This is a genomic window from Thermococcus gammatolerans EJ3, assembly GCF_000022365.1.
In the GTDB taxonomy this organism is placed as follows: domain Archaea; phylum Methanobacteriota_B; class Thermococci; order Thermococcales; family Thermococcaceae; genus Thermococcus; species Thermococcus gammatolerans.
The window spans coordinates 1,461,486-1,473,558 of sequence record NC_012804.1 but is presented as its reverse complement, the minus strand read 5'-3'; the positions used below and the strand labels follow the sequence as shown (position 1 = coordinate 1,473,558).

The 12,073-nt window shown below is 53.6% G+C and carries 11 protein-coding genes; 9 read left to right on the top strand and 2 right to left on the bottom strand.

All coding sequences use genetic code 11. The annotated features are described in order from the left end of the window. Positions 1–13: 13 nt before the first annotated feature. The gene (locus TGAM_RS07930; protein ID WP_048811277.1) at positions 14–964 is read left to right on the top strand and encodes a carbohydrate kinase family protein; all 951 of its coding nucleotides are present in this window, start codon (positions 14–16) and stop codon (positions 962–964) included. On the opposite strand, the gene TGAM_RS07925 is transcribed toward TGAM_RS07930, so the two are convergent. After that, positions 943–2,085, bottom strand: a complete 1,143-nt coding sequence (locus tag TGAM_RS07925) for a glycosyltransferase (RefSeq protein WP_048811276.1) — start codon at positions 2,083–2,085, stop codon at positions 943–945. The two genes, TGAM_RS07930 and TGAM_RS07925, sit on opposite strands and share 22 nt — an antisense overlap. Before the next feature lie 93 nt (positions 2,086–2,178). Between TGAM_RS07925 and TGAM_RS07920 the strand changes: the two genes are divergently transcribed. From TGAM_RS07920 to TGAM_RS07885, 8 genes are all read left to right on the top strand, one after another. Next, positions 2,179–3,186, top strand: a complete 1,008-nt coding sequence (locus TGAM_RS07920; protein WP_015859177.1) for a Gfo/Idh/MocA family protein — start codon at positions 2,179–2,181, stop codon at positions 3,184–3,186. Next, positions 3,183–4,196, top strand: a complete 1,014-nt coding sequence (locus tag TGAM_RS07915) for a Gfo/Idh/MocA family protein (RefSeq protein WP_015859176.1) — start codon at positions 3,183–3,185, stop codon at positions 4,194–4,196. The genes TGAM_RS07920 and TGAM_RS07915 overlap by 4 nt, the downstream gene beginning before the upstream one ends. A gap of 164 nt (positions 4,197–4,360) precedes the next feature. Next, positions 4,361–5,647, top strand: a complete 1,287-nt coding sequence (locus TGAM_RS07910; protein WP_015859175.1) for an ABC transporter substrate-binding protein — start codon at positions 4,361–4,363, stop codon at positions 5,645–5,647. 13 nt (positions 5,648–5,660) lie between these two features. Continuing rightward, on the top strand, positions 5,661–6,512 hold the full coding sequence (locus tag TGAM_RS07905) for a carbohydrate ABC transporter permease (RefSeq protein ID WP_015859174.1): 852 nt from the start codon (positions 5,661–5,663) through the stop codon (positions 6,510–6,512). Next, complete coding sequence (locus tag TGAM_RS07900) at positions 6,509–7,342, top strand: carbohydrate ABC transporter permease (RefSeq protein ID WP_015859173.1); 834 nt, start codon at positions 6,509–6,511, stop codon at positions 7,340–7,342. Before TGAM_RS07905 ends, TGAM_RS07900 begins: the two co-directional genes overlap by 4 nt. A 9-nt stretch (positions 7,343–7,351) precedes the next feature. Beyond that, positions 7,352–8,455 carry an ABC transporter ATP-binding protein gene (locus tag TGAM_RS07895; RefSeq protein ID WP_015859172.1) on the top strand — a complete coding sequence of 368 codons (1,104 nt, stop codon included), beginning with the start codon at positions 7,352–7,354 and terminating at the stop codon, positions 8,453–8,455. Between the two features lie 9 nt (positions 8,456–8,464). Next, complete coding sequence (locus tag TGAM_RS07890) at positions 8,465–9,481, top strand: TrmB family transcriptional regulator (protein ID WP_015859171.1); 1,017 nt, start codon at positions 8,465–8,467, stop codon at positions 9,479–9,481. A 21-nt stretch (positions 9,482–9,502) separates the two neighbouring features. Beyond that, a complete protein-coding gene (locus tag TGAM_RS07885) occupies positions 9,503–10,849 on the top strand; it encodes a glycerate kinase type-2 family protein (protein ID WP_015859170.1) in 1,347 nt (448 codons plus the stop codon). 119 nt (positions 10,850–10,968) lie between these two features. Here TGAM_RS07885 and mtnA read toward each other — a convergent pair whose 3' ends face one another. Further along, complete coding sequence (gene mtnA, locus TGAM_RS07880) at positions 10,969–12,042, bottom strand: S-methyl-5-thioribose-1-phosphate isomerase (RefSeq protein WP_015859169.1); 1,074 nt, start codon at positions 12,040–12,042, stop codon at positions 10,969–10,971. Positions 12,043–12,073 lie beyond the last annotated feature (31 nt).

The window sequence follows — 12,073 nt, the reverse complement described above, 5'->3', positions numbered from 1 at the left end:
TGTGGTGATAATGATGATTGTCTCTATTGGAGAAGTCCTCATAGATTTCATAGCCCTGCAGGAGGGGAAGCTTAAGGATGTGAAGTCCTTCGAGAAGCATCCCGGCGGTGCTCCCGCAAACGTTGCTGTTGGCCTTTCAAGGCTCGGCGTTGAGGGTGCGCTGGTAAGCAAGGTTGGCGAGGACCCCTTTGGGGACTTTCTACTCGAAAGACTCCATGATGAGGGTGTAAAGACCTACGTATCCCGGGACGCTGAAAAGCACACCGGCGTCGTCTTCGTTCAGCTCATCGGTGCCAAACCGGAGTTCATCCTTTATGACGGCGTCGCCTATTTCAACCTGAAGCCCTGGGATGTTGAAACGACCCCTCTTGAGAACGCTGAAGCGGTTCACTTCGGCACCGTGCTCTTCGCCAGGGAGCCATCCCGCTCGACTCTCTTCGGGATTTTAGAGGAACTTAAGGGAAGGGTTCCGCTGAGCTACGACGTCAACATAAGGCCCGATCTCTGGCGCGGAAGGGAGGAGGAAATGCTTCGGAATATTGAGAGGGCCCTTCAACTGGCGGATATAGTTAAGCTCGGTGATGGGGAGCTGGAGTACCTCAGGAACAACGGAATAAGCCTCGATGAGTTCGATTTCAAACTCCTCGCGGTGACCTCGGGTGAGAAGGGTAGTGAGCTGACGAGCGGAGACGCTAAGGTTCACATTCCGGCTTATAGAGTTGAGCCGGTTGACACCACGGGAGCGGGAGATGCCTTCACGGCTGCCCTTCTGGCCGGCCTTCACTACTCAAACCTGCTCGGTGAGGATTCCATAGATGAGGAGCACCTCAGAAAAATCGGCCGCTTCGCAAACCTCGTGGCGGCGATCTCCACCACCCGGCGAGGTGCCTGGAGCGTTCCAAAAATGGAGGAAATAGTTCAGATGAAGGAAGTTAGGGAGCTCTACCAGCGCTCCAGGAGGTAGTCCTTCTCCTCAAGGAAGACCTTCGCCCTCTCCTCTATCAGTTTTTCGGCCTCAAGGGTGCTCATATTAATCGTTCTCTTGACAAAATCAGCAGTCTTTGCGAAGTACAGGGGCACGAGGGGTTCAGCCTCGGTCAGGATTCTGTTTTTGTACGCCACTGCCCCGTCGTAGAGGACGTGGCTCCAGAGCCTGTCGTCGAACTCGAAGGTCTTGAGGGCTTCCACAACTCCCTTGAACGTCTCTTTGTCCAGTGCCCTCCTCAGCACAGGTTCGTGCTGGGCGAATAGCTCCTTCGCCCTTATCTCCAGGAGCTCTAAGGTCACCTTTACAGGCTCGGGTTCACCTTTCTCAAGCTCCCCGAAGACCGGAACGGGTTCTATCGTTCTCACGTCCTTCCAGACGTCCTCGTACTTCTCCATAAGCATGAACAGCGTTCCGACGACCTGGTTGAACATGGGGCCGAGGGAAGCGGCTGGATCCTTGGGGTCGTGTATCTTCATCCCCAGGGCCGCTTGGATGACTTTGAAGCCCCTCGCTATGGCCGTCGTCGTCAGGAATATGTCCACGCCGAAGCGCGCCACGTGGGTCTTCCAGACCTCCTCGTCTTCGAGGTAAACTTCCATGAGCTTCCTACTCACTCCGAAGTCCCCTCCTATGGGCTGTCTGACGTTCTTTCCGTAGAGCGAGGCCGTCATCGGATAGGCTATGTTGTTGGTTATGGTTCCGTCCCACTTGTGCCTTATGTAAAGCGGTGCCACGAAGTCGTAGCCCTCTTCGATGGGTTTGGCGAAGCGGTATATCCACTCGGGGGTTATGCTCCTTAAATCGCTGTCAACGAAGACTATGGCATCGGCGTCCCTCTCGAGGGCGAACTCCATGAGCTCCTTCATGGCGCTTCCCTTTCCCGGTATCGGCCATTTGTAGACGAAGCTGTGAACCTCGACGCCATCGGGAACCTCCGTTCTCAGCACTGCATCTCTCGTCCCGTCGGTGCTCCCCCCGTCAGCGTTGACGATGATACCTCCGCCAAAGTACCTTTTCAGACCTTCAGCGGCCTGCTTCACGACAAAAGAGATTGTCTCCGCGTTGTTGTAACTGGGAATTCCAACGATGACCTTCATCTCTTCCCACCTCCGCAAATTTACAACCATTTAAAGTGGTTTATTTTGAAAAGAGTTATATACCTTTTGCTCCCACAATCCTCGGGGATCCCTATGGAGTTGAGGGTGGGAGTGATAGGCTGTGGTAACATCTTTAACCTCGCCCATAAGCGTGCCCTCAGGAGAATCGAAGGCATAAGGGTCGTTGCCTGCATGGATATAGACGAGGAGCGGGCCCGCGAGGGGGCGAGGGCGTTTAAAGCTAAGGCCTTCACAAACCTTGATGAGTTCCTTGACCTCGACATTGACGTCGTTGAGATACTGACTCCGACGTACACCCATGCTGAACTGGCAGTTGCTGCTCTCAAGACTGGAAAGCACGTGATAGTGGAGAAGCCGATAGCCCTGACCGTTGAAGAGGGCGAGAGAATGATAAGAACTGCGGAGAAGGAGGATCTTCATCTCTTCGTGGGCCATGTGAGGCGGTTTGACAAGAGATGGACGCAGATGAAAGAGGTCATAAAGAAGCGCAACATTCTGCCGATGCACATTAGAAAGGCTGAAGTGCAGAACCTCCCCTTCCCGAAGGACTACTGGTACTGGGACGAGAGGAAGAGCGGCGGTGTCGCCGTTGATCTTGGGGTTCACGTCACGGACTTCCTTCGCTGGTTCTTCGAGAGCGAACCCCTGAGCGTTTATGCCGTCGGGAAATCAATAAAGGCCGAGGCGAGGGCAAACGACACCTTCGACCACTTCGTCATGATGATCTCCTTTGAGGGTGAGAAGACGGGCATAGCCGAGGTCAGCTGGGCGTATCCATATCCGTCACGCTATGGTGTCTTCTACCATCACGTTGACATTATAGGAAAGAACGGCAGGATAAGGTACACACCCTTGGACACCCCCGTTGTCGGCGTCGCCAAGGCCAACTTTGAGATGCCCCGCTTCTCGCCGCTCCTCTCGACCTTCCCGGATGCCTTCGAGAGGGAGCTGAGGCACTTCTTCAACTGCATCAAGGGGAAGGAAGAACCGGTAGTCACTGCGGAGGACGCCCTTATAGCGCTGAAGATCGCCGAGAAGGCCAAGGAGAGTGCCCGCAGGGGGGAGGTGGTGGAGATATGAAGAAGCTTAACTTCGGAATAATAAGCTACGCTCACCCGCATGCACTGAGGTTTGCCTCCGTTATAGCGGGAGGTAGAAAGACGAAGCTCGTCGCTATTTCCGGCGACGGCTCGAACTCAGACGTGGCAAGAGCCGAGGCAAAGAAGTACGGAGCGAGGTTTTACAAGAACTATGAGGAACTTTTGAGGGATGAAAACGTTGAGGCGGTCTACATTGCAATAGAGACGTACAGGCACAAGGAGGTCGCAATTAGGGCCGCCGAGGAGGGCAAGCACATACTCCTTGAGAAACCTATTGCGCTGAACCTGAAGGATGCAGACGATATTATAAAGGCCGCTAAAAAGGCAGGCGTAAAGCTCATGCTCCCCTTCAACCCAAGGTTTACGGAACCCCTTGTGAAGGCAAAGGAGATGATAGATGCTGGGGAGATTGGGCCCTTGGAGTACATCCAGGCCATCTCGGAGAACGTCAAGCCGCCGATATTCCTTCAGGGACTTGATATGAGCTGGTTTTTGGACGTTAAAAAGTCTGGCGGAGGAGGCTTTATGGACACCGCCCCACACGGTGTTGACTCCCTGCTCTGGCTCACTGGGGACGTTCCCAGGAAAGTGTATGCGGACATAGGGGCAAAGATATACGGCTTTCCGGTGGACGACATAGGGACGGCAGTCCTTGAGTTTAAAGATGGTGTTGTTGCGGTCCTCACGGCGGGCTGGGGCAACCCCAAGGGTTACTCCTATGGCATCGAGATAAAGTACTACCTCGTTGGCAGAGAGGGCTTCCTTGATGTGAGAACTGCCTACCCCGACTTCACGGTCTACCAGGACAGGGCGGAAAAGGTCTACTGGGACAGGCCCGACGTCAGAGGGATAGTGGGCTCCTTCGCCAGGGCCGTCCTGAAGGACGAGGAGGTTCCAATAACCGGTGAAGACGCCAAAAAGAACCTCGCCATAATCCTTGCGGCCTATGAATCTTCACGGAGAAAGAGGGCGGTGAGGCTAAACCTCTGATTGAACTTTAAAACTGACGTTGGGCTCTCCTGAACTTTTACTGTTTTGTAAATACAACCACTTTTAGTGGTTCTAAACATAAGTCTTATATACTTTCAGCGAGTATGTCAACTGAAGTACCTTGAACTGCGTTGTTTAACATTGTAGCACAGGGGTGATACCTGATGAAAAGGTTGTTGGGAGTGTTGTTAGTTGGCCTTATGGCCTTTGCCGTAGTGGCCAGTGGCTGTATCTCAGGAGGAGAAAAGGAAAAAGTAACAGTAACGTTCCTGTCGACCCAGCTTAACCCTCCGGAGGAGCGGGCCTTTGTGAAAGACGAGCTTCTTAAGGAGTTCACCAGCGAAACCGGAATAGATGTTAACTTCGTCCCGATTTCCTACACGGACATGGTCACGAGGCTTGAAGGTGAGGAGAAGACTGGAAAGGTCACCATTGACGTCATAGGTGACCTGCACGGCGGTATGGACTACATGGCCTCAAAGGGCTGGCTTGAGGATCTGAGCAGCATGCCCAAGCTCGAGGGCAGGACGTTCATAAGCACCTTCGAGAAGTACGCCACCATAAACGGCAAGAAGGTCTACGTTCCCTGGATGAGCGCCACCTACGTCATGGTGGTCAACAAAGAGGCCTTCAATTATCTTCCGGAGGGCCTTACGCAGGAGGACGTCATGAAGGGCACCGACAAGTGGACGTACGACGCACTCCTCGAGTGGGCAAAGAAACTTAAAGAGGCCAAGGGCCAGCCCGAGCTCGGCTTCCCGGCCGGACCGAAGGGACTCTTCGTGAGGTTCCTTCACGGTTACATTTACCCGAGCTACACCGGCTACCAGGCCAAGGAGTTTGACAGCTCTGATGCAGTCCAGATGTGGAACTACCTTAAAGAGCTCTGGCAATACGTTCACCCGTCGAGTACAACGTGGGACGCCATGGCCGACCCGCTCCTTAAGGGCGAGGTTCTCATAGCCTGGGATCACACCGCGAGGATTAAGAATGCCATAGAGACAAAGCCGGACCAGTTCGTCGTTGTTCCCGTTCCGAGGGGGCCGAAGGGCAGGGGCTTCATAGTTGTCCTCGCTGGCCTCGCCATACCTAAGGGGGCACCCCACAAGGATGAGGCATGGAAGCTCATAGACTACCTAACCAAGCCCGAAACGCAGGTCAAAGTCCTTGAGAAGGTCGGATTCTTCCCCACCGTTAAAGAGGCGAGCGGAAAGTTGCCTGAAGGGCCGCTCAAGATACTCGCCGAGGGCGTTGCCGCTCAGTCGAGCACCTCCGACGCCCTTGTGGTGATGATACCAAACCTTGGAGACAAGGGAGGCCAGTTCAAAGAGTACTACAAGCAGGCCTTTGAGAGGATAGTCCTCAACGGTGAAGACCCGGCTAAGGTTACCTCGGAGATCAAACCGAATCTCGTTGGCCTCTTCCAGGAGGTCGGGATAGAGACACCGTGAAGGAGGAGGGTGCATGGAAAAGAAAACTCTCCTTCCTTACCTTTTGATTTTACCTGCTTTTGCGTATCTCATGTTCTTCGTGGGTTACCCCCTTGTGCAGGCTCTCTACCTCGCGTTTACCAAGAACGGGGCCTTCTCACTCGAGACCCTTAGGAGAACGGTTAGTGATTACTACTTCTGGAGCGCTCTTAAATATACACTTGCACTCGCCGCTGTTATCGTTCCCATTCAGCTGGGTCTGGCTATTGTGCTCGCCCTTCTTGTCAATAAGGCTTTTAAGGGCAAGGATATGGTCATCTATGCCCTTGTTATCCCCCTCACGATTAGTGACGTGGCCGCCGGTCTTATCTGGTACTCAATGCTCTCCCCCTATGGGTTTTTGAACAAGGTCCTTATGAACATCGGACTGATTTCTCAGCCGATATACTTCTTTGGATACCAGTACCGGAGCAGGGAGTTCTTGGCAATAGTGCTTGCGGAAGTATGGAGGGCCACATCCATCGTCTTCGTCATAATACTCGCCGGACTGCAGATGATAAGCAGGGAATACCTCGAGGCGGCGGAGGTCTTTGGGGCAAGCTACTGGACCAAGCTCAGGAGAATAGTTCTTCCTATGCTGAAGCCCAGCATCCAGAGTGCGTTGATAATAAGGACGCTCTTCGCGATGCAGATCTTTGGTATAGTCTGGATACTGGCGGGCAGGGATATTCCCGTTCTCGCTGGAGAAGGCTTCTACCAGCTTACGGAGATCAAAGACTACGGCGTTGCATCCGTTTACGCACTCATAATTGCGGGCCTTTCCATACTGCTCGGTGCCCTCTACATTAAGTTCCTTAAGGCCGAGTACTTGGAGGTGAGCAGATGAGGGACGAGACAAAGTACGCGTTGAAAAAGACGGCCTTTTACTTCGTTATCTTTACGGCCGTCGCCTGGATACTCATCCCGATAATAGTGGCTTTCCTCTACGGTTTCACAACTAAAACGGACTACTATAACCCAGATATTATCATCCCCCACAGCTACACTACCAAGTACGTTCACACGATACTCTTCACCCTCGGGGCGTGGGAGGGCATAAAAAACAGCGTTATCGTTGCAACCCTCACCATAATCATAAGCTTCATCCTTGGAATCCCTGCGGGATACTCAATAGCCAAGTTCATATTCCCCGGTAGGGACACGATAAAGCTCTCCATAGTAGCCCTCAGGATGTTTCCAATACCTGTGATGGCCATACCCCTCATAGTCCTCTACATCCGCCTCCATCTGGCGGACACGCTCCTCGGCGTTGCTCTGGCTCATACTGCAATGGCCCTGCCTTTCGTGGTTCTTATAACCTCCAGCATCTTTGGAGGGGTCTCGAAGGAATATGAAGAGGCAGCGATGGTCTTTGGTCTCACGAGGCTCGGCTCCTTCATGAAGATAACACTTCCGCTGGCCCTTCCCGGACTGGCAGCAGCGGCAATGTTCACCTTCGTCATGAGCTGGAACGAGGTCTTTGTGGCTTCAGTTCTAACGCTCAATCACAGGACGCTGCCGGCGCAGGTACTCTCGATAATGGCCGGCTCCAGCGGCGGTGCCGCGCCTGACTACTACAAGTTCGCCGCGGCCTTCATAATGACCCTCCCGGCGATGCTGTTTATATTCTTCGCAAGGAAATATCTGGTCACGATGTGGGGTATAACGCTCAAGTGAGGTGTTACCATGGTAGAGGTTAAGCTCGATAGGATAACCAAAAGGTTTGGGAACTTTGAGGCGGTTAAAGAGCTCACGCTGGATATAAAGGACGGTGAGTTCCTCGTGCTCCTTGGCCCCAGTGGATGCGGAAAGACGACCACCTTGAGAATGATAGCCGGCCTTGAAACTCCAACGGAAGGACGGATATACTTCGGTGATAGGGACGTGACGTACCTCCCGCCCAAGGACAGGAACATCTCCATGGTCTTCCAGAGCTACGCAGTCTGGCCGCACATGAAGGTCTATGACAACATAGCCTTTCCCCTCAAGGTGAAGAAATACCCCGAGAACGAGATAAAGGAGCGTGTTAAGTGGGCGGCCGAGCTCCTTCAGATAGAGGAACTCCTTGACAGGTATCCCGCTCAGCTGAGTGGTGGTCAGAGGCAACGTGTTGCGGTGGCGAGGGCAATAGTGGTCGAGCCCGATGTCCTACTTATGGACGAGCCGCTGAGCAACCTCGACGCCAAACTCAGGGTGGCGATGAGGGCGGAGATAAAGAAGCTTCAGACGAAGCTTAAGGTAACGACGATCTACGTCACCCACGACCAAGTTGAGGCAATGACAATGGGCGATAGAATAGCGGTAATGAACCAGGGAAGACTCCTCCAAGTGGGTCCCCCCACAGAGGTCTACCTCAAGCCCAACTCGCTCTTCGTGGCGACCTTCATAGGTGCCCCTGAGATGAACATCGTGGACGCGACGGTCGTGGAGAACGATGGCCTCTTCCTTGAGGGGGACGGCTTCAAGATACTCCTTCCGGACGACTTCAGGGAGATCCTTGAGAGTTACATTGGAAAGGATGTTCTCTTTGGCGTAAGACCCGAGCATATGACTGTGAAGGGCGTTTCGACCCTTGAGCATGTAACTAGAACGGCTGAGATAGAGGGGATCGTTGATTTCATAGAGGCCCTTGGCACGGATACGATAGTCCACGCCAAGGTTGGGGGAAACATCATCAAGATAAAGCTTCCCGGCCACATACCCCTTCCAGTTGGAGAAAAGATTAAAATAGAGATTGACCTTGACAACATCCATGTCTTCGACAGGGACACGGAGAAAGCGATAATCTGAGGTCTGCCTATGGAAGAAAAGGAGATAAAAGCCCGGCTAAAGGAGTTCGGTCTCAATGAGTATGAGGTCAGGGCGTATCTTACACTCATAAAGAACGGAGCGCTGACGGCAGGAGAGCTCGCGACGCTCTCGAAGGTGCCCCAGCCGAGAATATATGACGTGATAAGGACACTCATGGCCAAGGGATTCGTCACGACGAGCCAGAGCAGGCCCAAACAGGTAATCCCCCTCAGCCCTGATAGCGTCATGGACGCTTTGAAGAGGCGCTACAATGAGCGGATTGACGAGCTCAAGAGCGCTTTGGAGAAGCTCTACACTCCAAAAGGAGAGATCGGAAGCGTAACTGTCGTTAAGAGCAGGATAACATTCGAAGAGCACGTGAGAAAAGCCATTGAGAGAGCTCGGTTTCATCTAAGTATTGCCGTCCCCAGGGAATTCCTCAGGAAAATCGAGGGGCCCCTCACCACCAAAAAGGAGGAGGGAGTAAGGATAAACCTCTTCGTTTACGGTTGTGATGAGATCCCGCCGATAGCCAGTGAAATAAGGGTGAGGGAAGTCCCCGATCCCATAATTATCATCCAAGACCGGGAAGAGGGAGTTTACCTACCCTACGAGGCGCTGACCTCAAGCAGTTCACTGCTCGGCTATGGACTCATCATAAGGGACAACAACATACTCTTTATGATAGACCGCTACTTCTATCATGCCCTCTGGCCGACGGGAAGGGTAGTTTATCGCGAGGAGCGCAAACTCAAGCTCCCGCGGGAGTACATCCACATAAGGGAGCTGGTGGAGGACATAAAGACCTTCAATCTAACGGGATCAAAGGTCGAGATTATTGGGAAGTTTGTTCGCTCCAAGAAACCTGTACACATCGTGGGTAGGGTGGTGGGGTTTTTTGAGGATGAGAACAAAGTTATTTCCAATATCACAGTAGAGACCGAAGAGGGGGCCAAGTACGTTGTCGGTGGCTGGAACGCGTCACTTGAGGATATTGAAGCCGAGAGGATAGTACTCCTTGAGTGAACTCTCCACTGGGGGAGGGGGATGGACGCCAGAACTGCCGCACTGGAGATCATGAACGCTGCCATCGAAAGCGCGGATCCTTACCTCGCGGTGAAAAGGAACCTCAGGGTTCAGGGTGACAACATCGTTGTGGCGGGTAAGAACTTCCCGGTTGAGGGAAAAATATACCTCCTGGCCTTCGGCAAGGCAGCGTGCTCCATGGCGAGAGCAGTCGTTGATACCCTCGGGGAGCGTATTGAGGAAGGAGTTATCATCACGAAGTACGGCTACGCCAAAGACTGTCCCAAAATGGAAAGATTGAAGGTCATCGAGGCCGGACACCCCATTCCAGACGAGAACTCTCTCCTAGGCGGAAAGCTCGGCCTCGAACTGGCCGGGAAGGTTGGGGAGAACGACATCCTCCTCGTCCTCATCTCCGGCGGCGGAAGTGCGCTCTTCCTCCTTCCCGAGAGGGGAATAAGCCTGGAGGACAAAATCCAAACGAACGAACTCCTTCTGAAGAGCGGGGCAAAGATATACGAGATAAACACGGTTAGAAAGCACATCTCGGCCGTCAAGGGCGGCAAGTTAGCGAAGCGCGTGAGGGGGAGGGTGATAAGTCTCATCCTCTCGGACGTCGTCGGCGACCCGCTTGAGGCGATAGCATCGGGTCCGACAGTAAAGGACCCAACCACCTTCCAAGACGCCTACCGGATTTTAAAGCTCTACGGCGTCTGGGAGAAGCTGCCGGAGAGCGTTAAGAGACACATCGAGCTGGGACTGGAGGGGAAGGCGGAGGAAACCCTCAAAGAAGACCTCCCGAACGTCCACAACTTCATAGTTGGAAGCAACACCCTCGCCTGTGAATCTGCCCTGGCGAAGGCGAAGGAGCTCGGCTACAACGCCCTGCTACTTACCACGACCCTCGAAGGCGAGGCCAGGGAGATAGCCCTGGCGATAGGCTCAATAGTCCAGGAGATAGCAAAATACGACCGCCCGGTTCCAAAGCCTGCCGTTCTAATAGCCGGCGGCGAATGGACGGTGACCATTGAGGGGAAGGCAGGTCTCGGCGGGCCGAATCAAGAGTTCGCCCTGAGTATTGCCAGAAAGATAGATGGACTGGATGCTGTGGTTTTAGCGGTTGATACAGACGGAACGGACGGGCCGACCGATGCTGCCGGCGGGATAGTGGATGGAGAGACTTTGGGAAAGCTTAAGGAGACAGGAATTGACGTTGAGGAAGCCCTCCGAAATCACGACAGCTATCGTGCACTCGAAAGGGTCGGCGCGCTCCTGAAAACCGGACCAACTGGGACAAACGTGAATTCAATGGTCATAGCGGTCGTTGGGGGTACCGGGAGGTTGGTGAGGAGCCCGGGCAAATTTTGACCCTATATTGGGATGACAACGCAGTATGGAAGCTTGTAGGGATAACATTTTAGATGGGCTCCCTGGTGTGGTGCATTCAACTGATAACGTCCTTCGTTAAAGAAAATGGAAAGAAAGCTTCACTGTTCTTCCCTGAAAAGCCTCCTCAAATTCCTCTCAAACGGTGGATAGACAACGCCCCTGTCGGTTATTATCCCTGTGAGGTATCTGTGCGGTGTAACGTCGAAGGCAGGATTGTAGACGTCCACATCTGGAGCGATTCTGCATCCACCACAGGTGAGCACTTCCTCCGGCTTCCGCTCCTCAATCGGTATCTCCTTCCCGCTCTTCAGGCTCATGTCAATCGTCGAGAGCGGTGCCACTGTAAAGAAAGGTATTCCGTGCTCCTTGGCGAGAACTGCCAGGGTGTATGTTCCTATCTTGTTGGCGAAGTCGCCGTTGGCCACTATCCTGTCGGCGCCAACTATTATCGCGTCAACTTTGCCCTGCTGCATCACGAAGCCCGCCATGTTGTCCGTTATCAGCTTGAGAGGAATGCCGTCGTAGTGGTATTCCCACGCGCTCAGGCGAGCTCCCTGAAGGACAGGCCTCGTCTCGTCCACCCAGAGGAGCTTCAGCGTTCCGTCTTTGTTCATAACCCTGAGAACCGCCCCAACTGTCCCGAGCTGAACGGTAGCCAAGCTTCCGGCGTTGCAGTGGGTGAGAACGTTGCCCTCGGGCAGGGCCTCGGCACCGTAGTGGCCCATCCTGAGGTTTGCCTCAACGTCCTCGTCCGCTATCCTCTGCGCCTCGGCAACTATGAGCTTTTTGAGTTCATCGAGAGGACTCTCGGCGTTCTCCTCGACAAGCTTCTTAATCCTGTTGAGCGCCCAGAAGAGGTTTACGGCAGTGGGACGCGTGTTTTTCAACGTCTCATAGGCCCTGTAAAAGCCATCCATGAACTCGTCCTTATTTTTTGCCTTCGTTGTGTCGGCGTAGAGAGCTAAGCCGAAAGCGGCGGCCGCTCCTATGGCTGGAGCACCGCGCACCTTCATCGTGATGATTGCCTCAGCGACTTCCTCAACAGTCCTCAGCTCAATTATCTTAAACTCCTTCGGCAAAAGCGTCTGGTCAATCATGATGACCTTTCCGGTCTCGTAGCGAACGCTTCTCGGAAGTCTGGTGAGTTCCTCTGGCCTGTACCTTATCTCCACCGCGACCACCCCAAAGGGTTTAAGGGAGGAA